The organism is Mycobacterium sp. PDNC021 (assembly GCF_048282635.1).
GTDB classification, from domain to species: domain Bacteria; phylum Actinomycetota; class Actinomycetes; order Mycobacteriales; family Mycobacteriaceae; genus Mycobacterium; species Mycobacterium llatzerense.
Genome location: NZ_CP182502.1, coordinates 2,385,756 through 2,409,250 on the forward strand (window position 1 = coordinate 2,385,756; position 23,495 = coordinate 2,409,250).

Below are 23,495 nucleotides of genomic sequence, written 5' to 3' on the forward strand. Positions count from 1 at the left end.
GAAGCGCCCGGCCGTAATGTGGCGAAGACGCTCATCTCCCTGATCTGGATCTACGGCGGTCGCGGGGTGGGCCTGCTGTGGACGCTGATCATCGTCCAGCGCCTCGGCGTCTCCGAATACGGTTTGTACGCCATGGCGACGGTCCTCAACGGCATCGTCGGCAACACCATCGACAACGCCTTCGCGGTCCGGGCCATCCGGGAATCCGAAGAGCACTTCCTTCGCGAACGCACCATGCGCTACCTGCTCGCGCTGGGGCTGGTCACCGCCGGCGCGGCCACCTTCGACCTCAACTACGTCATCGGCTTCGGCCTGATGGTCGCCGGCGGTGAGATCGCCATGAACGTGGTGAAGAGCCAGTCTGCGCGAGATGGCCACCCGGACAAGGTGTATCGCCTCGACACGGCGCGGCAGTTCACCAGCGCCGGCATCGGCGCGGTGTACCTGTACACGGCGGCGCACCCGACGCTCACCCACGCGTCGCTGCTGTACTGCACGCCCTATGTGCTGGCGCTGTTGGTCGGGGCCAAGTTGGCCATCGGTCACCGGCCGGCACCGCCCGGCCCGCCTCGGTTGATCGCGGCGCTCACCGGCGAAATGCTCGGCACCACCCTGTATCTGGGCGGCGACGTGCTGATGCTCGGCACCCTCGTGGACACCAAGGCAGCCGGCTATTACCAGCTGGCGTGGGTGGTGGCGGCCGCCGTGGCAGCCGCCGGCCAGTCCTTCGGCATGACCTACCACGAGCCGCTGCGCGAGAGTGGCGGTGACCTGTCCGCGGCCCCACCGCTGCGCAACATCCTGCGGATGGCGGCGCTCGGGGGTTCGCTGCTGCTGATCATCGGCGCCTGCCTGTTCGCCTTCGGGGCGCCGACCCAGCTGGCCACGACCATGATGATCATGGGTGGCTTCGCCGCCCTGCGCATCTGCATCTTCGTGCTCCAGGTGATCCTGTACACCCAGCGTCGCGACGTCTTCCGGCTCACCATCGCGGTCGGACTGGTGCCGGTGAAGCTCGGTATGGTCGCTGCCCTGGCGACGTTGACGCCGCTCGGCGCGGTGGGCGCCGCCATCGCGGCCACCGTCGCCGACGCGATCATGCTGGCCGGGTTCACCTGGGCGGTGTACCGGCCGCGCGAAGCAGTACCGACCGCCGAGCCGTCCGATCACACCCGGGAATCATGACCACACCGAAGGCCGCGTTCATCCTGTCGAAAGACCCGGTGCTCGAACACACCGGTGACGTCGCGCTGGCCCGCATGCTCATGCGGCTGGCTGCCGACTCGTTCGAGGTGTCGGCCATCGCCCTGTCGCCCGAACCCGGCACCGTCACCGCCGACCTGATTCCCGGCGGCCTGCCGCTGCAGCGGGTGCACAAGCCGGCCGTGCGCCCGCACCGGCTGCTCATCGACTCCCTGCGGCGCCGGCGCAGCCTGGTGCATGTCCGCTTCGACACCGACGAGCTGGTCCGCGCCATCGACCGCAGCGACGCCGACGTGTTCGTCGCCGAACACAGCTACATGGCCGAATCCTTCTTCCGCAGCAAGCATTTCGGCAAGAGGCGACTCGTCGTCAACACCAACGTGAGTGAGTCGCTGGTCTGGCGGGCCTCCCGCGGCGCGCTCGGGCGCATCGAGGAACCTCGGCTGATCCGTGACGAACTGCGCGTCGCGCGCGCGGCCGACGGCGTCAGCACCTACGACGCCGAGGAAGCCGGGTACTACCGCGACAACGGTGTCCGCGACGCCCGCTTCATGGACATCACGATGCCGCCGGGCACGCAGGTCGACGTCGCGGCGTCCCCGCCCCGGCTGGTGTTCATGGGCACCCGCGACTGGCCACCCAACCAGGAGGGGTTCCTGCGGGCCCTCGAACTGTGGCCGCGGATTTCGGCGGGCATCGCCGGCGCCGAACTGTGCATCATCGGGGCGAAGAAGCCCGGTGCGGCCGACCCCGTCTACCCCGACGGGGTCCGCGACCTCGGATTCGTCGACGACCTCGGGGCGTTCCTCGGCACCTGCCGCGCCCTGGTCGCACCGATCAGCACCGGCGGGGGAGTCCGCGTCAAGCTGCTGGACACCATCCGGATCGGGCTGCCCGCGGTGGCGACCACCGCCGCCATCGGATCACTCGGGCCGATCTTCGGGCTGCGCCCGTTGGACGACGACGCCGCGTTCATCGCCGAATGCCGCCGCCTGCTCACCGAGGTGCCGGCCGCGGTCGACCTCGGGAACCAGTTGTACGAGATCAATCGTCAGCGGTGGCAGGACCGATTGCCGCACCGGGCGGTGGCCGACCTGCTGCGCGGCGAGAATCAGGTGTAGTAGACCTTCACGCCCACCCACGGCGCCCAGACCATGTAGCCGTGCTGGAAGTCGACGCGGTTGGTGCCGTTGACGTAGCGCTCGTCGATGGTGGCGAGCCCCAGTTGCGGCTTCCAGGCCTGCGCGAACGCGCTAGAGGCCCAGTGTGCACCGGTCTCGGGCGACCACCACACCCGGAACTGGCTGCCCCCGGAGAAGTCCTGTTGGCCGTTGGCGAACAGGCTCGCGGGCACTGAGTTGCGCGCCATCGCAACGTCGGCCACCGGGCGCGGCGACGACACGTAGCCGCTCGGCATCTCGTAGATGGTGTTGATCGTGCGCACCTGCGCCCACACCGTCTTGGTGGCTTTGAACACCGGGCTGAGGATCGAACCGTGTGCGGGATCGGTGATCTGCGAAAAGCGCTGGAATTCCGGTGATTTCGGCACGCCGGCGGCGATGGTCGCCGCCAGCTCAGCCGCCGCGGGCTTCGGCGTCCAGTCGCTGCGGTAGAGGCCGACGGTGGCGTCCGCCTGATTGCTTCCGGTCTTCCGGTCACGCGTGGTGTACACCATCAGCGGGCCGGTGTACGGCATTTCCTGCCACTTGGTGTAGATGTCCTTCAGGTAGGCGGCCTGGGTGGTTTCGTTGACCACCGAGGTGGGCTCGCCGTACTCGGTGGCCCAGATCCGCTTTTCCTCGTCGCCGTTGTCGATCATCACCTGGCGCATCTGAACCAATTGCAGGACAGGCGAATTCGCGATCAGCATGCCGTCGGAGAACTTCAGGTTGTAGTTGTACGGGTGAAACGACAGCGCGTCGAAGTTCCCCTTGGCGCCTGCGGCGTACATCCCGGCGATGAAGCGCACGGGGTTGATCGCCCACGAGCCGAAATCCACCACCGCGCCGACGACCCCGCCGATCACCGTCGCATCCGGATCGACGGCCTTGATCCGTGGGTAGGCCGACTTCAGCAGATCGGTGTAGCCGGCGGGATCCGGTGCGGGGCTGTAGAAGAACACCGCGTTCGGCTCGTTCCAGATCTCGTATGCGGAGATCTTCCCCTTGTAGCGGGTGGCCACCTTCGCGGCGAACGCGCCGTACATGTCCGGATCCTTGGGCCGGCTGCTCAGCGGCAGACCGCCCTGCGACATGGCCCACGGCGGGGTGGCGTTGATGAACGCGATGATCGACATGTTCATGGCGGCAGCGGCGTTCACCGTCTTGTCGACCAGGCTCCAGTCGAGTTGGCCGAGCAGCGGCTCGACCCCGGCCCACGGAATCATCAACCTGATGGTGTTCACCCGGTTGTTGGCCATCAGGGTCAACGTTCGATTCACGTCGTCCTGCGACAGGCCGTAGATGTCGGAGTCGGCGAATCCGATCGTCGTCGGCAGGGAGACGACATTGGCCCGCTCGGCGATGGCGACCCGTTCAGGGGCATCGCCCGGGATGCCGGTCAGGGCGATGAGGGTGCACACCATGGTGCCGGCGATCGTCGATGCCACGCTGGTGAAGCGGCGGGCAGATCCTGTGGGGCGCTTCCCGGGCATCATGCAACCGCCCTTCACCTATGAAGTGCGTCGCAGGGAGCAAACGCGCACTCAGTGTGCAGCAGCGATGGGCATTTGCTGTGAATCTGCTTGGGCGTGTCGCAGCCGTTTCTGATCTCGGCGTTCTCGATCTATATGCACCAGGAATGCCAGCAAAATCGAGAATTTGAGGGTAGCGGGCGGGATACCGACCACCGGGTGGTCGAGTTGGAGCGCGACAACGCAGAATCCGATGAAGATGCCGCCATACACCGCCCACGGAAATGAATTGGAGCGGATGGCCCGGTAGCTCATGATGCAACCGATCAGCATGATCGCAAAGAACGCCAGGCCGGTGAAGATGCCGCCACGGTAAATCGTCAGCAATGGTGCGTTGGAGACGTGGTTCAGCACAAACGCGTAGTTGCCGTCCCGGAATTCGAGGCGGTTCCACCCTTTTCCGAACAACCAGTAACCAGCCATGGTGTCGGGGAATTCGCGGATCGCATCAATTCGGGAGGTGGAACCGACGTCGTCACTGCTGAACGAATGCGCGAACCTGGTGCGCACTTCCGGTATCGCCGCCGCGGTTCCGACGGCGGCGACCATCGCGGCGAGGGCCCACCCGCGGTCCCGCGACCGCATGGTGTGGAAGGTCAGCACCAACAGCACGCCCGCGACGATGGTGAACATGCCGGCCCGGCTCAGGGTCAGCAGCAGCGCGACGAGGAAAACGCCCTCGACCACGATGCGCTGCCAGCCGGCCAGCACGACCATGCCGATCGCGATGGCCACGACCAGCGCGATACCTTCGGCATTGGGGTCGACTGACGTGCCGCCCAGTCGCATTGATCGCTCGGCGCCGCCTTCGGCGAAGGCGAAGCGGGTGGCGGTGTACTCCGCGGCATAGCCGAAGACCCGCAGATATTTGAATGAGGTCTGGTTGGGGTCGAAAGCCACGATGTACAAGCCGAATACGGCGTTCGCCAACGTCGAGTAGACGAATATGCGGCCGAATTTCTCCAGATGTTCACCGGACAGGCTGCTCAGCGCGATCGCGACGAGGGTCACGACCGACCACCGGACGATCTGGATGACGTCGCCCACGCCGACGCCGGTTACCGCGACTGACGCGATGGACGTCACCACGAGCGCGATGATCGACCATTCCAGCGGGTGAATGGGGCGGGCCAGTCGGGGATGCACGAACAGCGCAACCACCGCACCGAATGCGAACGGTAGATATAAGGGGACGTGAACGCCGGGGAAATACCCGAATGGCAGCGCGCCCGTGACCACCGCCAATACGTACAAGAACCACAGGGGATGCCGCAAACCGACATAGATGCCGGCAACCACCGCGGCAATAGCGACAATGCCCAACAAAGTGAGCTGGCCGAAAGACGTCGCCAACCAGACCAACCCCACGATCCCGGCCAGAATCACGGCCGATGATTTAAGATTGCGAAGTTGACCCACACGGGCGTTCATGCCGACTATGTTCTCAGCTCGACCAGCTAAGCTCAAGCAGGTTGCCCGGACCCGTGGCGCGTCTGAATGGTCGGTCCGGTTCCCAGCCGTTAATCTGTGAGCTGTCGCATTGCTGAAATAAGGGGCACGACCTTGGAGATCAAAGAGTACCTGCGGATATTCGGCCGGTACTGGTGGGCGATCGTGGCGCTGGCGGTTGTCGGAGGTGCCGCGGGCTGGTCGTGGTGGGAGTTCGGCGATCGCGAGTACCAGTCCAGCGCGACGCTGTTCGTGGCGACCCAGAACGGCACGTCGGTCACCGAGGCCTACCAGAACAACCTGTTCTCCCAGGACCGCGTGAACTCCTACGCCACGCTTGCCATGAGCGAGCAGGTGGCGGCCCGTGCGGTGGATCAGCTCAAGGCCACCATCTCCGCCAACGAACTGCGCGCGAAGGTCACCGCCGTCCCGCTGCCGAAAACGGTGTTGCTACAGGTCGCGGTCACGGACAAGGACCCCGGCCAGGCGCAGACCTATGCCAGCGCGGTAGCCGACCAGCTCGCCGGACTGGTCGGGGAACTGGAGACCTCGCGTCGCGGAGGCAGCCCCGCCGCCGGCGCCATCGTGGTGGACGAGGCCGGCTATCCGACCAAGCCCCTCGGATACTCGATGATCACCCGTATCGGCATGGGCGTCGCCGGCGGCACCGTCCTCGGTCTCCTGGCGGCGATCGTGCTCGGTGTCATCGACCGCCGGGTGCGCGGACGCGAGCGGGTGGCCGACGTCAGCGGTTCGCTGCTCATGGGTGCGCTGCCCGCGGACTCGGCCCGCAGCAAGGCTCCGGTGGTCGACCTGACCGCCGACGGGGCCTACCCCGAGGCGCTGCGCGAGCTCCGGAACAATTTGCGGTTCACCGTGCCGGCAAACCGTGATGAAGCCGCTCGGGTGATCGCGGTGGCCAGCCCGTCGCCGTCCGACGGACGCACGACCGTGGCGATCGACCTGGCCGCGGTACTCGCCGAGACCGGCAAACGCGTCGTGCTGGTGGACGGTGACCTGCGCAACCCGGCAGTGGCGCAGCGATTGGAGCTGACGCCTGCGGCCCGTCAAGGCGCAGCCGATCGCGGCCTGACCACCGTGCTGGTCGGCGAGAACACTCTCGCCGAAGGCCTGATCCCCGAGGTTCCCGTCGGTCAGCACCGGATCGCGGTGTTGCCGGCCGGCCCCGCTACCACCCGTCCGGGGGAGCTGTGGGCGGGCGACCACACCTCGAACCTGTTCGCCGAACTGTCTGCCCAGTTCGACTACGTCGTCGTCGATACCCCGCCCCTGGGCAAGTACAACGACGGTGCCGTGGCCGCCGCGCTGTCCGACGGTGCGCTGCTGGTCGGCCGCATCCGGCACACCACGAGCAGCGCGCTCACGCGTGCCGTGCAGACCCTGAAGTCCGCCAATGCGGTGCTGATCGGCTCGGTGGCCACCGATGAACCGGTCGAGTTCAAGATCAACATCGGCGGGTCCGACGGCCCGAAATCCGGTGGCGGCAAGAAGGCGGCAGCCAAGGCCGCCCCCAAGGCCGCACCGCAGTCCGAGGCCAAGACGGCGGCGCATCAGAAGCCGTGATGCGACGTCGGGTTGAGCTGCGGCGCACCGTACTGGCACTGGCTGCGGTGCTGGTCACCGCGGCTGCGTGCGGCCAGTCGGGCCCGGTGCCGCCCCGATCGGGTGACGACGTGCGCCCCACCCGGGAACTGACGCCGATGTTCCCGGGTGCCGAGGCCCTCCCGGCTCCTGACCTGACCGACGATGGCCCGGGCTCGCTGGTCGAGTTGAAGCCCGTCAAAGGTGACCGGAGCTTCGACGAGGCCGGCGCCACCGCGGCGCGCATCGTCTACCGCTCGACCAGCGGCGTGGACGGCCGTCCCATCCAGGTCAGCGCCCTGATCGCGGTGCCCGCGGGCCCGGCGCCGAAGGGTGGCTGGCCGATCATCTCGTTCGGACACGACACCACCGGGCTGCTCCCCAAGTGCGCGCCGACCCTCGCCCCGCAGTTCTGGGGCTATTCGACCGGGATGTCGGTCTATCTGCGGCGCGGCTTCGCCATCGCCCTGTCCGACTATCAGGGGCTGGGCATCGACCCGGGTTCGGGCGCCCGCCAGCACTCCATCCTGGATACGGCCAGCCTCGGGAACAGCATCATCGACGCCGCCCGCGCGATCCATCGCGCCGTACCGTCCACCAGCACCAACTGGGGTGCCCTCGGCGCCGGCGAAGGCGGCCTGGCCGCGTGGGCCGCGGCAGAACGCAACGGGGCCTACGGCGCGGGCATGAACATGGTGGGCGCGGTGGCCGTCAACCCGATCGCCGATCTGGCGCCGCTCGCCGACCCGGACCGGACCGCCGCGCTGGCGACGGCCGACCAGTATCGGCTGCAGATTCGGATGCTGCAGAGCCTGGAAACCATGCAGCCCGACTTCGACCTCGACGCGCACCGCTCGGCGAAACTCAAGGACCAGTGGGACCTGTTGGTCGATTGCGCCCCGCGCGACGTGGCGGCCGCCCAACTGGCGCTGAATCAGTTGACTCCCAACGACTTCCAGGCCAAGGACGCGGCCGCAGCGGCGGATCTCAAGCGCCGTCTGGGTGCGGTCGCGCTGCCGAGTTCCGCGGCGGGACCGAATGATCCGCCGGTGTTGGTGGCCTTCGGCACCGCCGACACCGTCAATCCGCCGGCCGGGGTACTGACGGCCACCGCGGCCGCCTGCGCGCGCGGCCAGCAGATCGTGGTGATGCGCGGCGTCGGCGACACCGGTCAGATCAACGACCAGACGATGCAGAACGCGCTGGCCTGGCTGCAGGCGCGGTTCGACGGCGAGCGCCTGGCCGACGTCTGCGTGGGGGCGACATGATCACCCCGGCCGCAGTGCCGCGGGTCCGCGACTACGTGCTGTTCGTCAAGAACAGTTGGGTGCTCGTGCTGATCACCACCATCGCGAGCGCGCTGGTGGGCTGGGTGGGCTGGGACAACGCCAAGCCCGAATACCAGTCGACCGCATCGGTGTTCGTCAGGACCGAGGGCAGTGCCTCGCCGCTGGACGCCTACTACGGCGACGCCGACATGCTCGGCCTGATGGAGACCTATCGGCAGTTGGCCACCAGCTCGCAGATCACCGCGCCGATCATCCAGAAGCTGGGCCTGATCGAGTCCGACAAGGAACTCGCCGCCCGGATCGTCATATTGCCCAGTGCCACAGCGATGTTGAACGTCACGGTCACCGGCGGTGACGCCGATCAGACCACGCAGATCGCGCACGAGGTCGTGAACGACATGGTCGCGGTGGGGACCCGGCTGGCCCTGGTCGCCGGTACCAGTGCGACGCTCGTCGTCATCGACGACGCCAGTCCCGCGGAGCGGGTGGGCGGGGTGTGGTCCTACGTGATGACCGGGACCGTGCTCGGTTTCGCGCTGTGTGTCATCGCGGTGATCGCGCGGGCGCTGATCCTGGACCGGGTACAGAGTCGCCGGCACCTCGAACGGGTGGTCGGTGACGCGAGCGCCGGGACGCCGGGATGAACTCGCGGCGGCTGCGGCGCGCGGTCTCGGCGGGTCTGCTCGCCGCGGTGTGCCTGACCGCACCGGCCTGCCAGAGTGACTCACCCCCGAAAAAGGCCGGGCCCGTTACGGTTCCGGGGATCGATCTCAAACCGGACACCAAGGGCGCCGGTCAGGTACCCGGCGCACTGGTATCGGCGTCGACGTTCCCCACGCTGGACCTGCGGCTGAAATCGGCGGTGTCGCTGGCGGCCCGCATCGCCTACACGTCGACGTCGGGCATCACCGGTGAACACACCGAGGTGTCGGGTTCGGTGTTCGTGCCGAACGGGACGCCGCCGCCGGGCGGCTGGCCGATCGTCGTCTTCGGCCACGCCACGTCCGGCATGCAACCGGAGTGCGGGCCGTCCGGGTCGTCGACGCTGCTCGGTCTCTCGCCGACGGTCACCGCGTTGGTCAAGGCCGGCTACCTGGTGAGCCTGCCGGACTATCAGGGCCTCGGGCCGGGCACCGCCGGCCATCCGTACGCCGACGCCACCACGGTGGGCTACAACGTCATCGACTCCGCGCGGGCGGCGCACCGGCTGGTGCCGGAATCGGCGGACCGCTGGCTGGCCGTCGGGGTGTCCCAGGGCGGCCAAGCCACCTGGGCCGCAAACGAACTCGCCGCCCGCTACGGCACCGGACTGACGCTCGTCGGCACCGTCAGCCTGTCGCCGGCCACTGATCTCACCGGCCTGGCCGCCGGGGCCGCGGCCGGCAGCCTGTCGAAAGAGCAGGGTGCCATCCTGCAGCTGATCCTCGCCGCCCTGGCCAAAGAGAATCCGTCGCTGAACCTGCAGGACTATCGCCGCGGCGACGTCGCCGAGCACTGGAACGTCCTCGCGTCGTGCCGCACCGAGGACGCCACCGCCCGGGCCGCGGCGATCGACAAGATCACGCCCGAGGACCTGCGGCCCGCGAGCCCGCAGGCCGAAGCGACCCTGCAGGAACTGCTGGCCAAGCGGAGCCTGCCCAAGGACCCGACTTCCGCGCCGATGCTGGTGCTGTACGGGGGTCAGGACACGCTGCTGCTGCCGGACTGGACGAACAAGGCGCTCTCCGCCGCGTGCCGGCTCGGCGACGTCATCGACATCATGTTCCAGCCGACCAAGGGCCACGCCGACATCGACGTGGCCATGTCCTCCGACTGGATCAAGGACCGCTTCGACGGCGTCCCCGCGCCCAACAGTTGTCCGTCATTCGAATCCACCCAGGGAGCAGGACAGTGAACGCGCCGACATCGGCACCGGTCCGGACCCGGGCCCGCATCATCGGGCTGGACGGCGCCCGCGGGCTGTCGTGCCTCGGCGTCGCCGTCATGCACGTCACCGGCCACTACTCGCCGCTGACCGCCTACCACTGGAAGACGAACCTGGTCGGGCTGTCGCTGATCTTCTTCTACGCGCTCAGCGGATTCCTGCTGTTCCTGCCGTACGTGCGCAACCTGATCGAGCAGCGCGAACAGCCGAGCACCGCGAATTTCGCCGTCCACCGCATCGCCCGGATCCTGCCCGGCTACCTGGTGATCTTCCTGCTGTGCAACTACCTGCTGCAGATCGTCTACGTGCAGAACGCGTCGCTGCAGCCGACCCGCACCGAAGACGGCACCGGCATGATCACCGACCCGTGGCAGTTGATCGCCAACCTGACCCTGACGCAGTCGTACATCCCGAAGTACTTCCAGACGGGCCTGAACCCGTCGTGGTCGCTGACGCTGGAATACGCCTTCTACCTGTCGATCCCGCTGCTGGGCATGCTGCTGTTCGCCCTCGGCCGGCGCTCGAACCTGCGGCCGTGGCTGATCGTGACGCTCGGGCCGGCGCTGCTGATCGCGCTCGGGTTCATCGGCCGGGCATTCGTGCCGTGGATGATCTCGGCGCTGCATCTGACCGACCCGACGCAGATCAACTGGGGCGCCAACTGGGTCGCGGTCTACACCAAGACCTTCCTGACCAACTCGGACACCTTCGCGTTCGGTATGGCGGCCGCGGTACTGGTCGTGGCCATGGAGCACCAGGTGATTCGCGAGAAGCTCAGCCGCCGCGTCCGGCTGTACAGCTTCCTGGCGATGTTCCCGGTGGGCGTGGTCATGCTCGGGCTGATCGCGCTGGCCAACCCGTACGCCACGTCGGCCCTGGCCGTGCTGTGCGCGCTCGCCATCCTGGTGATCGTCGCGCCGCTGTTCCGCGGTGAGCGGTCCGGGCTGGCCGAGCTGCTCGACACCGCGCCCTTCCGATTCGTCGGCAAGGTGTCGCTGTCGGCGTACCTCTGGCACTTCCCACTCATGCTGCTGATGGGACGCTGGGGCCTGATGGCCGGTGACACGTTCCCCGGCATGCTGCGCAACGTCGCGCTCGTCCTGGCGGTGACACTGGTGGTCTCGGCCGTCACGTACTACGCGGTGGAAGAGCCTGTCATGAAATTCGCCAAGCGGTACCGGACCAGGTGGTCCTGAATGCGTCGTGCGATCCAGTGGGGTGCCGCGATCGCCGCAGTGCTCCTGATCGCGGCGTCGTTGCCGGTGCTGTGGCAGGTCGGTAGCTGGGCCCTGGACAAGCTGCGGCACAGCGGCGTCGGTAACCCCGTGCCGATCCGGACCGCCGACCTCACGGCGTCCGGCCCGGGCAGCCTGATCAGTGCGATGACCATGCCCACGGTGACCAACTCGGTGGACGGCAAGGACCTGCAGGCCGCCCGCGTGGTCTACCGGTCCACCTCCGGCGACACCGACGCGCCGACGGTGGTGTCGGGATCGGTGTTCACGCCCATGGGCAAGGCGCCCGACGGCGGCTGGCCGGTGATCGCCCTGGCGCACGGCACCACCGGCATCGACCAGCCCTGTGCGCCGTCGCTGTCGGCGAATCTGCTCGGCAACGTCGTGTTCGTGCAGGGCTTCGTCCACCTCGGTTTCGCCGTCGCCCTCGCCGACTATCAGGGGCTGGGTGCGCCCGGCGTCCATCCGTACACCGACAGCCGCACCGCGGGCCGCAACGTCATCGACTCCGTTCGGGCCCTGCGCCACACCTTCCGCGACATCTCCAACCGCTGGGCCGTGTTCGGTGGCTCGCAGGGCGGCGGTGCGGCGTGGTCCGCCGACGAACAGGCACGGACGTACGCCCCTGAACTCGACCTGATCGGCGCGGCGGCCAGCGTGCCGTCGGCCGATGTGGCGGGCATCGTCGACAAGGCCGGCATCTTCGACCAGGGCAAGGCCGACACCATGACCAAGGACCAGCAAGCGGCGTTCCAGGCGATCGTCGAGTCGCTGGCCCGGCTGCATCCCGACCTGAACCGCGACGACTACCGCAGGGGCGCGGCCACCAGGTACTGGAAGGTGCTGTCGGCGTGCTCAGGTCCCGACGTCGCCTACCGCGCCGCCGCCATCGACGAGATCGGACCGACCGACCTGGCGCCGGTCGACGCGGCGGCCGCCGACCGGCTGCGGCGCTACCTGCAGGACTGGGCTTTGCCGCAGCAGCCGTTGTCGGCACCCATGTCGGTGGTCTACGGCGGCAAGGACAGCTTCCTCGATCCGGCGTGGACGAAGGCTGCCATCTCCCGCGCGTGTTCGCTGGGCGGTACGGTGGTCTGGAATTTCCAGCCGGATGGCGGGCACGCGGACATTGACGGTCCGGGTCAATTGCGGTGGCTGGCAGAACGATTCAGGGGAGGCGAGGCGGTCAATGACTGTCCTGCGCAGGGAACCACGTAATCCCGACGGCGACAGCCCGATTCATCAGCAGTTGCTGATCGAGGCGAAGTGCATCGTGAAGCGACTGATCGCGCCGCGCGGCACCGCCGTCGGCGCCACCGAACGGCCGTACCTGATCCTGCCCATCCTCGGGCAGTCCAACGCGTTCGGCATGGGGCTGCCCGTCGAGCCCGACGGGTTGGACCGGCCGCATCCGCTGGTGCACCAGTGGGCCATGTGCGGGCCGTCCAAAGGCACCGCGGTGTTGGCGACGCAGCCACTGCTGCACGAAATACCGTGCAAATACGTCGGTTTCGGCCCGACCTTCGCCAAACAACTCGCCGAGGCCACCGGGCGCCCGGTGCTGCTGATCCCCGGCGCGCGGGGCGACACCTCGTTCACCCCGAAGAACGGGCACACCTGGGATCCGGCCGACCGCAAGACCCGGGTGAACCTGTACCGCCGGGCGGTGGCGGCCATCGATGCGGCACTGGCGCGCTTTCCCGGTAGCGAGATCGCCACCGTGCTGTGGCACCAGGGCGAGACCGACGTGCCGCTGATCTCGGGCGCGCAGTACCAGGCCAAGTTCGACTCGCTGATCGGCGACCTGCGCGCGCGGTACGGCGCCGACCTGCCGTTCGTCCTGGGGCAGATGGTGCCCGAGGAGATGGAGCTGAGCGGCAAGCCCTACGCGGCGATCGACGCCGTGCACGCCGACACCCCGAACCGGTGGCCGCTGAGCACCTTCGTGCCCGGACCGCGGGACTCGTACAACAGCCCGGACGACCGGCACTACAGCGCCGCCGGGCAGCGCGAGCTGGGTCGCCGGATGTGGCAGCAGTACCGCGAGATGTGTGGGGAACAACTTGCGGACCATGCCGCGCGCTGAACTCGGCCGGGTCATTCGTCGGGTCATCGCCGTGGTCACGGTCGTGGTGCTGGTCGATGTGGGGCTCGCCGGGGTGGCGCTGTTCGCCAATGCCAAATCCGATCAACTGCAGCGGGCCGACGCCATCATCGTGCTGGCCGGCGAACACGACGGCCGCGAACAGTACGGATTGAGCCTGGCTCGGCAGGGTTGGGCGCGCACCGTCGTGCTGTCCAATCCGTATCTGCCGGGCGATCCGCAGATGAAGAGCGCCTGCGCGCCGGCGGCGGACATCGAGGTGATCTGCCGGAAGCCGGAGATCCTGACGACCCGCGGCGAGGCCATGATGATGCGCGAACTTTCCGAGGGCCGCGCCTGGCACCGGATCATCGTGGTCAGCTGGCGGTATCACCTGCCGCGTGCCCGCTTGGTCTTCCGGCAGTGCTATTCGACGAATCAGGGTTCAGTGGTTGCGGTGGCGCTGCCCAGGGACTATGACTTTTCGCCGATCGGGTGGGAATTGACGTTCTTCTATCAGTTTGCCGGGTTCGCTAAGGCTGTTCTGCAGGGACACTGTGGTTGACCTGCCCATTTTTCCGATCGGTGGTAATTTCGAGCAAACGATGCGATAGTAGTCGCAGTTCGCTGAGCGGGGGCTATAGCGAACTGCCAGCAAATGGGAGGGAGTAGCCGTCAGTGTCAGTGGCAGAAGAACTCTTCGTTCCAAAGGCTTCTCCCGCGCCTCCCGTACGGGCCGTCGCACCTTTAGCTGACCGGGCCTGGCAATCGCGCTACCGGTGGTGCCTGATCGCATTCGATCTGCTCGTCGTGGTGTTGGCCCTGGCGAGTGCCCAGTTCGTCAAGCTCGGTACACCGAATGCGTCACTGGAATTCACTTCGACGTACCTGCACGTCTTCTCGTACTACTCGATCCTGTCCCTCTTCGTCGCCGTGATCTGGCTGGCCATGCTGGCCGCGTACCGGACCCGTTCGCCGCGCATCGTCGGCGCCGGTGTCGAGGAGTACCGCCGGGTCTTCTCCGCGACGCTGGCCACTGTCGGCATCATCGCCGTCGCACTGATGATCTTCCGCCCTGACTACGCCCGCGGCTACTTGGCGGTCGCGCTGCCGCTCGGCCTGGTCGGCCTGGTGGTCGGCCGGACCGTCTGCCGCCGGGTGCTGGCCCGGCTGCGCAGGCGCAACAAGTGCGTCGCCTCGGTGCTGGCGGTCGGTGACCCGCGCGCCGTGAGCAATCTGGTGCAGTCCCTGCACCGCGAGTGGTGGTACGGCTACTCCGTCGCCGGCGTCTGCCTCACCGGACGCCCGGCAGGTGGCGCCTTCGAGGTGGCCGGGGTCGGCGAGTTGCCGGTGCTCGGCAACGAGTCGCAGGTCTCCGATGCCATCACCAAGGCCGCTTTCGACGCCGTCGCCCTCACCACGACTGATCATCTCGGGCCGGAAGGGATGCGCGAGCTGTCCTGGGAGCTGGACAAGCTGGGCATCGACATGGTCGTGTCGCCGAGCGTCATCGACGTCGCCGGCCCTCGGCTCACCATGCGTCCCGTCGCCGGACTGCCGCTGATCCACGTCGAGCGTCCGCAGTACAGCGGAACCAAGAAACTCCAGAAGCGCGCCTTCGACATCTTCGTCGCGCTGTTCGCGCTCACGGTGACCTCGCCGCTGATGGTGCTGTCGGCCATCGCCATCAAGCTCACCAGCCGCGGCCCCGTGTTCTACCGCTCCGAGCGAATCGGCCTGGACGGCAAGCCTTTCCAGATGACCAAGTTCCGCACCATGGTGCAGGGTGCCGACCGGATGGTCGACGACCTGATCAGCCTGGATCTCAACGAGAGCGGCAGCGGCGTGCTGTTCAAGATCCACGAGGACCCGCGGGTCACGCTCGTCGGAAAGTACCTGCGGCGCTACAGCATCGACGAGCTCCCGCAGTTCTTCAACGTGCTGTGCCGCGACATGAGCGTGGTCGGTCCGCGGCCTCCGTTGCGCCGTGAATTCGACACCTACAACGAGCAGGTGCGCCGCCGGCTGCTGGTCCTCCCCGGGATCACCGGGCTGTGGCAGGTCAGCGGCCGCGCCGATCTGTCGTGGGAGGACTCGGTGCGACTCGACCTGTCCTACGTCGAGAACTGGTCCATCACCAACGATCTGCTGATCGCGGCCAAGACGTTCCGCACCATCATCGGCGGTTCCGGCGCCTACTGAACCCGTTCGGGCGACCGCCGGTGAATAATCCCCTTTGATGCGTAAAGCCCTGCCGTGGATCGTGGTCGCCGTACTCGTCGTCGGTGGACTCACCGCCGCGACCTACCTGCGGCCACTGGTGCTGATCGGGACCTCGAAGGTCCTGGACATGTTCATCCCGTTGTCGGGCGCTCCGGAGCCGATCGGTTCAGCCGATCTCGGCGGCTCCGGTCCGGGCAGCCTGCTGTCGGCGACCACCATGCCGGGGGTCACCAGCACCTTCAACGGCCAGGGGATGCGCGCCGCACGGGTGGTGTACCGCTCCACCTCGGGTGACACCGGTGCCCAGACCGTCGTCTCGGGCGCGGTGCTCACCCCGCTGGGCCGGGCGCCCAAGGGCGGCTGGCCGGTGGTGGCCCTCGGCCACGGCACCCTGGGCATCGACAACAATTGCGGGCCGTCGCTGTCACCGACGCTGATGAACCTGCTGCCCATCGCGAAAGTGGTGATCAATCTCGGGTACGCCGTCGCGCTGCCCGACTACCAGGGCCTCGGCGTCAAGGGCATCCACCCCTACTCCGATGCCCGCACCGCCGGTCTCAACCTGATCGACGCGGTCCGCGCGGCGCGGCACGTGTTCGGTGATGTCGGGGCGACGTGGGCGGCGTTCGGCGACTCGCAGGGTGGCGCCGCGGCGTGGGCCGCCGACGAACAAGCCGAGCCCTACGCGCCGGAGCTCACGTTGGTCGGTGCCGTCGCCATTGCTCCCGCCGCCGATGTCAGTGGCCTGGTGTCGAAATCGCAGACGGGCACGTTGACCAGCGAGCAGCGGCCGGTGCTGCAGGCGCTGATCGAATCGCTGGCGCGGCTGCACACCGACCTGAACCGTGACGACTACCGGCACGGCGGGGCGGCGCGCTACTGGAACGTGCTGACGGACTGCAGCGCGGACGCGGCCTACAAACGCGCCGTCGCCTCCGGGCAACTCGGGCCGCGCGACTTCCTTCCGGCCTCGCCGGACGCCGCCGAGCGGCTGCAGAATCTCCTGCAGGCGTGGGCAATTCCGCAGCGACGGCTGACGGCGCCGCTGTACGTTTGGTACGGCGGTCAGGACCCCTTCATCGATGCCGGCTGGACCAAGGCCGCGATCGGGCGGGCCTGCTCGCTCGGTGGCACGGTGACCACACAGTTCGATCCGCGGGGTGGACACAACCCGCCTGCGGCGCAGGAGATGCTCGACTGGATGGCGGATCGGTTCGCCGGGAAGAAGGTAACCAATGACTGCTGATCGGCTGCCGCTGGACGCCGCGGCGATCCAGGCGGAGTCCGGCGACCGCTGGCGCGTCGAGGTGGTGGCCGAAACCGGTTCCACCAACGCCGATCTCGCGGCCCGGGCGCAGGCCGGTGAGACGGTCGCCGGCGTGGCCTTGTTCACCGAGGACCAGACCGAGGGCCGGGGACGCCAGGGCCGCACCTGGTCGGCGGTGCCGCGCTCACAGATTCTGATGTCGGTCGGCGTGGACACCACCGACGTGCCGAGCGAAACCTGGGGACTGCTGTCGCTGGCGGCCGGTGTTGCCGTCGTCGAGGCGGTCGCCGAGGTGGCCGGTGTGCACGCCGCACTCAAGTGGCCCAACGACGTCTTGGTTGGCACCGGAAAGCTGGCCGGGATCCTCGCCGAGGTCGCCGCACCGGGTGGCGGGTCGCCCGTCATCGTCGTGGGTATCGGCCTGAATGTGTCGCTCGCCGCTGGCGAACTGCCCGACCCGGTGGCCGTGTCTTTGTTGAGTCTCGGTGTGGCGCAGCCGGATCGGCAGCGGCTGGCCGTGGCGCTGTTGAACCGTCTGCATGCCAGGATCGCCGAATGGCGCGCGGGCGGAAACGTCGAGCTGCTGGCTGTCTACCGCGACCACAGCAGCACGCTGGGGCAGTCGGTGCGGGCCGAGTTGCCCGGCGGGCGCGAGGTGGTCGGACAGGCGACCGACATCGACGTCAACGGTTCATTGGTGATCAACTCGGCCGACGGCGTCGTCGCCGTCTCCGCCGGCGACGTCGTCCATTTGCGGCCCAGCACCACCTAGAGTCTGGGTATGGGTTACCCGGACAACGTGCTGGCCGCCGACGAACACGTCGTACTGCATCGGCACCCGCACTGGAAACGGCTGATCGGCCCGGTTGTGGTGCTCCTGGCCGGGACGGCGCTGGCCGCGTTCGTCGCGGCGGTGGTCAACCACACCAACTGGGACAGCAACGCCAAGAACATCATCTTCGCGGTGATCGGGGTGATCTTGCTGGTGGTGGTCGGCTGGCTGACCGTCTGGCCGTTCCTGAACTGGCGCTCAACGCATTTCGTGATCACCGACCGCCGGGTGATGTTCCGGCGTGGGGTGCTGACCCGCTCGGGCATCGACATTCCGCTGGCCCGCATCAACAGTGTGGAGTTCCGGCACCGACTACTCGACCGGATACTGCGCACCGGCACCCTGATCATCGAGTCGGCATCGCAGGATCCGCTGGAATTCCATGACATTCCGCGAGTGGAGCAGGTCCACTCGCTGCTGTATCACGAAGTCTTCGACACCCTGGGTTCGGAGGAGTCGCCCAACTGAGGGTCGTCCGAGAGCCCGTCGTAGGCCTCGGCGAAACCGCCGGCGGTCATGGTCGCCTCGAGCGTCATGTCGGGTGCGTGCTGCGCCATCTCGTCGGGGAACACCCAGCGCCGGAACGCCCAGAACCGGAACGCCATCTGCAGCAGGTTGCCGATGATGTACGCCGACACGAAGTCCGCGATGTTCTCGACGGTCAGCGACACATTGGGCACGCGCAACTGCAGCACGTAGCTGGACACCCACAGCGGGGCCATGCTGAGCAGCACGCCGACGCCACTGACCGCGAAGAACAGCAGGGCCTCGTGATGACGCTCGCGCCCGCCGCGGTTCTGGAAGCTCCATTCGCGGTTCAGCACGTACGACGCGATCACCGCGACGATGCCGGCGATGATCTTCGCGGTCACCGGCTTGGGCTCGAGCACGGTGAGCTTGAGCGTGTAGAAGATGCCCGAGTCGATGACGAACGTGGTGGCGCCGACGATCGCGAACTTGATGAGCTCGTGATGCCGTTCGGCAAACGGCCTGATCACTCGCGGGAGCCGCGCGATTGTGGCCTCGGTGAACGACATAATCGGGCAGTTTACGGAAAGTACCTGCATTTCACGTACCCGTGCAGGTAGCGGGCGGTAGCTAGGCGGCATAGGCAGATTCGGGGGACATCCGTGGTGCGTGACAAACTAGGCGCCGTGACGCAACCCCCCGTCGTGGCAATGATCGGTGGCGGCCAGCTGGCCCGCATGACCCACCAGGCAGCCATCGCGCTCGGCCAGACCCTGCGGGTGCTGGCGGTCTCCGCCGACGAGCCGGCCGCCCAGGTGAGCCCGGCGGTGGTGCTCGGCTCGCACACAGACCTCGCCGCGCTGCGTGAGGTGGCGGCCGGTGCGTCGGCCCTGACGTTCGATCACGAGCACGTCCCCACCGAGCTGCTGGAGGCCCTCGTCGCGGACGGGGTCAACGTGGCCCCGCCGCCGTCGGCGCTGGTGCACGCGCAGGACAAGCTGGTGATGCGCCGCCGGCTGGCCGAACTCGGCGCGCCGGTGCCGCGCTACCGGGAGGTGGCGTCGGCCGCTGATCTCGATGCCATCGACGACCTCGCCGGCGAAATAGGTTCGGGGGTCGGTGTCGGACTTGTGGTGAAGGCCAGCCGTGGTGGCTATGACGGCAAGGGCGTCACCCTGACCGACGACGTGGCGCAGGCCCGCGCCGCCGCCGAGGGCTACCTGGCCGACGGCGTCGCCGTGCTGGTCGAGGAGAAGGTCGCGATGCGGCGCGAGCTGGCCGCACTGGTCGCGCGCTCGCCGTTCGGGCAGGGCGCGGCATGGCCCGTGGTGCACACCGTGCAGGAGGACGGCATCTGCGTCGAGGTGATCGCGCCTGCGGCGCGGTTGGATCCAGGAGTGGCCACCGCGGCCGAACAGCTCGCCCTGCGGATCGCCGACGAGCTCGGTGTGGTCGGCGTGCTGGCGGTCGAGCTCTTCGAGACCTTCGATGAGGAGCGCGGGGCCGGCCTTGTCGTCAACGAGCTGGCCATGCGGCCGCACAACTCCGGGCACTGGACCATGGACGGCGCGACGACCAGTCAGTTCGAGCAGCATCTGCGGGCAGTGCTGGACTACCCGCTGGGGTCGACGGCGCCGCTGGCCCCGGTGACGGTGATGGCCAACGTGCTGGGCGCGCCGACGCAGCCGGAGATGACCATGGACGAGCGGCTGCATCACCTGTTCGGCCGGCTGCCCGAGGCCCGGGTGCACCTGTATGGCAAGGGGGAGCGGCCCGGCCGCAAGATCGGGCACGTCAACATCGTCGGCGCGCCGGGTGGCTCGCTCGACGACGAGGACTACGTGGCAGACGTGCGCGAGCGGGCTGTACGGGCCGCGCATTGGTTGTCGCACGCTGAGTGGACGGACGGATGGAGTGGACATGAGTGAGCACGTGGCCGGACAGGCTGGACCGCGGGTCGGCCTGATCATGGGCAGTGACAGCGACTGGTCGGTGATGGAGGACGCGGCCACCGCGCTCGCCGAGTTCGAGGTGCCGTTCGAGGTCGGCGTGGTGTCGGCGCACCGCACCCCGCAGCGCATGCTCGACTACGCCAAGTCCGCCGCGGACCGGGGCGTCGAGGTGATCATCGCCGGCGCCGGCGGTGCCGCGCACCTGCCCGGGATGGTGGCGTCGGCCACCCCGCTGCCGGTGATCGGCGTGCCGGTGCCGCTGGCCCGGCTCGACGGCATGGACTCGTTGCTGTCGATCGTGCAGATGCCCGCCGGTGTGCCGGTGGCCACTGTGTCGATCGGTGGCGCGCGCAACGCGGGCCTGCTGGCGGTACGCATCCTGGGGTCGGCCGATGCCGGATTGCGTGCCCGGATGCAGCGCTTCCAGGCGGACCTGGAGCAGATGGTGCTCGCCAAGGACGAGGCGCTACGGAATCGGTTGCTGGGCAAGTAAGCTCACGATCGATGAAATCTTCATTCGCGCGGTACCGCAGCGTCGGCCACAAGCTCGTCACGGGATTCATGGAGCCCGAGGTGCTCCTGGTCGCGGGGGCGCTGGACGAGGCCCAGCGGGCCAGGTCCGTCGCCGGTGCGGTCGCCGAGATCGGCGTGCACCACGGCAAACTGTTCATCGGCCTGAACCTGTTGCAGCGAGACGACGAAAAGTCCGTTGCCATCGACATTTTCGGCGACCAGGACCTCAACATCGACGGTTCCGGGGCCGGTGACCTGGCGAAGTTCACCAGCAACGTCGACGTGTGGTCGTCGATGGACGGCGTGGTGATCCACCAGGGCGACTCCACCAAGCTGGCACCCGAGGTGCTGCTGGAGGAGGCGGGCGCGCCGATCCGGTTCTTCAGCGTCGACGGTGGGCACACCGAGGAGATCGTCTACAGCGACATGCAGCTGGCCGAGGCCACGCTGGCCGACGGCGGCGTGGTCATCGCCGACGACGTCTTCAACGAGTTCTGGCCCGGCGTCGCGGTCGGCACACTCAAGTACCTCGACGACGGAGCCGGGCTGGCCCCGTTCGCGATCGGGTTCAACAAGGTGTTCTTCACCCAGCCGGAGTACTGCGACTACTACCAGGCCGAACTGGAGTCGGCGGCGCACCGCTCGGCCCGCATGCAGCACACCACCTCGGTTTTCGCCGGGCATCCGGTGCTGCTGCTCGGCCCGGTGACGGCCGTCGACGTGCTGCGCCGTAGCGAGACGTTGCGCACCGTCTATCACCGCACCTACCGCGAGTTGGTCCGTGGTCTGCAGAAGGTGTCGGGCCAGGGGCGGTAAAGTTACCGGCGAGTAGCAACAACCCGTATCTCGCCACATGGGCAGGCAAGGAGCCATCAATGTCTCTCGGTAACCCGTCATTCGATCTGTTTCAGCTGCCGGAAGAGCATCAGGAACTCCGGGCCGCGATCCGGGCCCTGGCCGAGAAGGAAATCGCTCCGTACGCCGCCGACGTCGACGAGCACGCCCGCTTCCCCCAGGAGGCCAGTGACGCGCTGACCGCGTCGGGCTTCAACGCCGTCCACGTGCCGGAGGAGTTCGGCGGCCAGGGCGCGGACTCGGTCGCCGCGTGTATCGTCATCGAGGAAGTGGCCCGGGTCGACGTCTCGGCGTCGCTGATCCCCGCGGTCAACAAGCTCGGCACCATGGGCCTGATCCTGAGCGGCTCCGACGACCTCAAGCGCAAGGTGCTGCCCGACCTCGTCGACGGCAAGCTGGCGTCGTACGCGCTCTCCGAACGCGAGGCCGGTAGCGATGCCGCCGCCATGCGCACCCGCGCCAAGGCCGACGGCGACGACTGGATCCTCAACGGCGCCAAGGCGTGGATCACCAACGGTGGCAAGTCGACCTGGTACACCGTGATGGCCGTGACCGATCCCGACAAGGGCGCCAACGGCATCTCGGCGTTCATGGTGCACCTCGACGACGAGGGCTTCACCATCGGCCCGAAGGAGCGCAAGCTCGGCATCAAGGGCTCGCCGACCGTCGAGCTGTACTTCGAGAATTGCCGCATCCCCGGTGACCGGATCATCGGCGAGCCGGGCACCGGCTTCAAGACCGCCCTGGCGACGCTCGACCACACCCGCCCCACCATCGGCGCGCAGGCCGTCGGGGTGGCGCAGGGTGCGCTGGACGCGGCGATCGCCTACACCAAGGACCGCAAGCAGTTCGGCAAGTCGATCAGCCAGTTCCAGGGCGTCGAGTTCATGATCGCGGACATGGCGATGAAGACCGAGGCGGCCCGGCTGATGGTCTACAGCGCCGCGGCCCGCGCCGAGCGTGGTGAAGGCAACCTGGGGTTCATCTCGGCGGCGTCGAAGTGTTTCGCCTCGGATGTCGCGATGGAGGTCACCACCAACGCCGTGCAGCTGTTCGGCGGCGCCGGTTACACCGTCGACTTCCCGGTGGAGCGCATGATGCGCGACGCCAAGATCACCCAGATCTATGAGGGCACCAACCAGATTCAGCGGGTCGTGATGTCCCGCGCTCTGCTGCGCTGACGCGTCGGGCTAGAGGTCGTGCGTGACCTTCTCAGTCGCGCGGCGCCGCTCCAGCGCGCCCGCGTCGGGGTTGGCCACCTGGACCAGGGAGGCGCCGCCGGCGAACACTGCCAGCAGGTTGGCCACGAGTTCGTCGGCGGTACCCCACGCGGCGGTCGACAGCAGCCGGGTGCCTGCGGTGAATCCCTTTGCCGCAGCACCGTTCTGAGCTTCGGCGAGCACGTCGTCTACCGACCGGCCGGCCAGTGCCGGACCGGGCGCGCGTTCGGGCACGATCTGATCGCCGTGCACCCGCACTGAGGTCGCGTAGTCGGTGACCCCGAACGGGAGGTCGGGGACGGGCTTGCCGAACGGGTCGAGTGACAGCACCACGACCTCGGCTGCGCCGGTGGCGTCGGCCGCGTCGACGAGCTCGGCCGTGCACAGCGCGACATCACAGTCCGCCGGAAGTGATTCGCCGGCAACAACTTCCGCGCCGATGTACCAGATACCGAACAGCACGCCGGCCGTCTGCCAATGCGCGGGCAGCAGCACCGCGACCCGGCTGCCCGGCCCGGCGCCCAATTCGTCCCGCAGCAGGTTGGCGGTCTTGGCGGCCCAGTTGCCCAGCGTCACCGCCGACAGCTCGATGCGCTCGCCGGTGGCGTCGTCGTAGTAGGTGATGCGCGGCCCGGCCGGGTCGGCGCGCAGCAACGGGTCGAGGATCGCGCTGGACAGATTGGTCACG

The 23,495-nt window shown here is 68.0% G+C and carries 22 protein-coding genes; 18 read left to right on the top strand and 4 right to left on the bottom strand.

Annotation, left to right across the window (positions count from 1 at the left end; translation table 11 throughout):
* Positions 1–18: 18 nt before the first annotated feature.
* Together ACNO8X_RS11225 and ACNO8X_RS11230 are read left to right on the top strand one after the other, a co-directional pair.
* Complete coding sequence (locus ACNO8X_RS11225) at positions 19–1,185, top strand: hypothetical protein (RefSeq protein ID WP_418005345.1); 1,167 nt, start codon at positions 19–21, stop codon at positions 1,183–1,185.
* The gene (locus ACNO8X_RS11230; RefSeq protein ID WP_418005346.1) at positions 1,182–2,324 is read left to right on the top strand and encodes a glycosyltransferase; all 1,143 of its coding nucleotides are present in this window, start codon (positions 1,182–1,184) and stop codon (positions 2,322–2,324) included. Before ACNO8X_RS11225 ends, ACNO8X_RS11230 begins: the two co-directional genes overlap by 4 nt.
* Here the strand turns inward: ACNO8X_RS11230 and ACNO8X_RS11235 are convergent.
* Together ACNO8X_RS11235 and ACNO8X_RS11240 are read right to left on the bottom strand one after the other, a co-directional pair.
* Positions 2,315–3,859 carry a beta-galactosidase gene (locus tag ACNO8X_RS11235; RefSeq protein ID WP_418005347.1) on the bottom strand — a complete coding sequence of 515 codons (1,545 nt, stop codon included), beginning with the start codon at positions 3,857–3,859 and terminating at the stop codon, positions 2,315–2,317. The two genes, ACNO8X_RS11230 and ACNO8X_RS11235, sit on opposite strands and share 10 nt — an antisense overlap.
* A gap of 48 nt (positions 3,860–3,907) precedes the next feature.
* Positions 3,908–5,326: an O-antigen ligase family protein gene (locus ACNO8X_RS11240; RefSeq protein WP_418005348.1), complete on the bottom strand. Its 1,419-nt coding sequence runs from the start codon at positions 5,324–5,326 to the stop codon at positions 3,908–3,910.
* A gap of 132 nt (positions 5,327–5,458) precedes the next feature.
* Here ACNO8X_RS11240 and ACNO8X_RS11245 point away from each other — a divergent pair, with 132 nt between their 5' ends.
* The 12 genes from ACNO8X_RS11245 to ACNO8X_RS11300 all read left to right on the top strand — a co-directional run bounded on the left by ACNO8X_RS11245 (position 5,459) and on the right by ACNO8X_RS11300 (position 18,267).
* Positions 5,459–6,928 (top strand): AAA family ATPase, encoded by a 1,470-nt coding sequence (locus ACNO8X_RS11245; RefSeq protein WP_418005349.1) that lies wholly within the window; start codon positions 5,459–5,461, stop codon positions 6,926–6,928.
* Complete coding sequence (locus tag ACNO8X_RS11250) at positions 6,928–8,214, top strand: lipase family protein (RefSeq protein ID WP_418005350.1); 1,287 nt, start codon at positions 6,928–6,930, stop codon at positions 8,212–8,214. The genes ACNO8X_RS11245 and ACNO8X_RS11250 overlap by 1 nt, the downstream gene beginning before the upstream one ends.
* Positions 8,211–8,879 carry a YveK family protein gene (locus tag ACNO8X_RS11255; RefSeq protein WP_071285867.1) on the top strand — a complete coding sequence of 223 codons (669 nt, stop codon included), beginning with the start codon at positions 8,211–8,213 and terminating at the stop codon, positions 8,877–8,879. Before ACNO8X_RS11250 ends, ACNO8X_RS11255 begins: the two co-directional genes overlap by 4 nt.
* Positions 8,876–10,129 (top strand): lipase family protein, encoded by a 1,254-nt coding sequence (locus ACNO8X_RS11260; protein ID WP_418005351.1) that lies wholly within the window; start codon positions 8,876–8,878, stop codon positions 10,127–10,129. Before ACNO8X_RS11255 ends, ACNO8X_RS11260 begins: the two co-directional genes overlap by 4 nt.
* Positions 10,126–11,355, top strand: coding sequence for an acyltransferase family protein (locus ACNO8X_RS11265; RefSeq protein ID WP_418005352.1), 1,230 nt, complete (start codon positions 10,126–10,128; stop codon positions 11,353–11,355). Before ACNO8X_RS11260 ends, ACNO8X_RS11265 begins: the two co-directional genes overlap by 4 nt.
* On the top strand, positions 11,356–12,612 hold the full coding sequence (locus tag ACNO8X_RS11270; protein WP_418005353.1) for a lipase family protein: 1,257 nt from the start codon (positions 11,356–11,358) through the stop codon (positions 12,610–12,612).
* A complete protein-coding gene (locus ACNO8X_RS11275) occupies positions 12,584–13,480 on the top strand; it encodes a sialate O-acetylesterase (RefSeq protein ID WP_133761515.1) in 897 nt (298 codons plus the stop codon). The genes ACNO8X_RS11270 and ACNO8X_RS11275 overlap by 29 nt, the downstream gene beginning before the upstream one ends.
* The gene (locus ACNO8X_RS11280; protein WP_418005354.1) at positions 13,467–14,042 is read left to right on the top strand and encodes a YdcF family protein; all 576 of its coding nucleotides are present in this window, start codon (positions 13,467–13,469) and stop codon (positions 14,040–14,042) included. The genes ACNO8X_RS11275 and ACNO8X_RS11280 overlap by 14 nt, the downstream gene beginning before the upstream one ends.
* Before the next feature lie 119 nt (positions 14,043–14,161).
* Positions 14,162–15,679 (top strand): sugar transferase, encoded by a 1,518-nt coding sequence (locus ACNO8X_RS11285; RefSeq protein ID WP_418005859.1) that lies wholly within the window; start codon positions 14,162–14,164, stop codon positions 15,677–15,679.
* Positions 15,680–15,716: 37 nt separating this feature from the next.
* On the top strand, positions 15,717–16,946 hold the full coding sequence (locus tag ACNO8X_RS11290; RefSeq protein ID WP_418005355.1) for a lipase family protein: 1,230 nt from the start codon (positions 15,717–15,719) through the stop codon (positions 16,944–16,946).
* Positions 16,936–17,739: a biotin--[acetyl-CoA-carboxylase] ligase gene (locus ACNO8X_RS11295; RefSeq protein WP_418005356.1), complete on the top strand. Its 804-nt coding sequence runs from the start codon at positions 16,936–16,938 to the stop codon at positions 17,737–17,739. Before ACNO8X_RS11290 ends, ACNO8X_RS11295 begins: the two co-directional genes overlap by 11 nt.
* A 9-nt stretch (positions 17,740–17,748) precedes the next feature.
* Positions 17,749–18,267, top strand: coding sequence for a PH domain-containing protein (locus ACNO8X_RS11300; protein ID WP_418005357.1), 519 nt, complete (start codon positions 17,749–17,751; stop codon positions 18,265–18,267).
* On the opposite strand, the gene ACNO8X_RS11305 is transcribed toward ACNO8X_RS11300, so the two are convergent.
* Entirely contained in the window at positions 18,222–18,836 is a 615-nt protein-coding gene (locus ACNO8X_RS11305; protein WP_418005358.1) for a GtrA family protein, read from the bottom strand. The genes ACNO8X_RS11300 and ACNO8X_RS11305 overlap by 46 nt on opposite strands.
* Positions 18,837–18,977: 141 nt before the next feature.
* On the opposite strand from ACNO8X_RS11305, the gene ACNO8X_RS11310 reads away from it, so the two are divergent.
* From ACNO8X_RS11310 to ACNO8X_RS11325, 4 genes are read left to right on the top strand one after another with little or no spacing between them, the layout of a single operon-like run.
* Complete coding sequence (locus tag ACNO8X_RS11310) at positions 18,978–20,195, top strand: 5-(carboxyamino)imidazole ribonucleotide synthase (protein WP_418005860.1); 1,218 nt, start codon at positions 18,978–18,980, stop codon at positions 20,193–20,195.
* Entirely contained in the window at positions 20,188–20,712 is a 525-nt protein-coding gene (gene purE, locus ACNO8X_RS11315) for a 5-(carboxyamino)imidazole ribonucleotide mutase (protein ID WP_260940055.1), read from the top strand. The genes ACNO8X_RS11310 and purE overlap by 8 nt, the downstream gene beginning before the upstream one ends.
* Positions 20,713–20,723: 11 nt before the next feature.
* Entirely contained in the window at positions 20,724–21,548 is an 825-nt protein-coding gene (locus ACNO8X_RS11320) for a class I SAM-dependent methyltransferase (RefSeq protein WP_418005359.1), read from the top strand.
* A gap of 59 nt (positions 21,549–21,607) precedes the next feature.
* Positions 21,608–22,768 carry an acyl-CoA dehydrogenase gene (locus ACNO8X_RS11325; RefSeq protein ID WP_260940054.1) on the top strand — a complete coding sequence of 387 codons (1,161 nt, stop codon included), beginning with the start codon at positions 21,608–21,610 and terminating at the stop codon, positions 22,766–22,768.
* 9 nt (positions 22,769–22,777) lie between these two features.
* On the opposite strand, the gene ACNO8X_RS11330 is transcribed toward ACNO8X_RS11325, so the two are convergent.
* Entirely contained in the window at positions 22,778–23,494 is a 717-nt protein-coding gene (locus tag ACNO8X_RS11330) for a TIGR03089 family protein (RefSeq protein WP_418005360.1), read from the bottom strand.
* Position 23,495 lies beyond the last annotated feature (1 nt).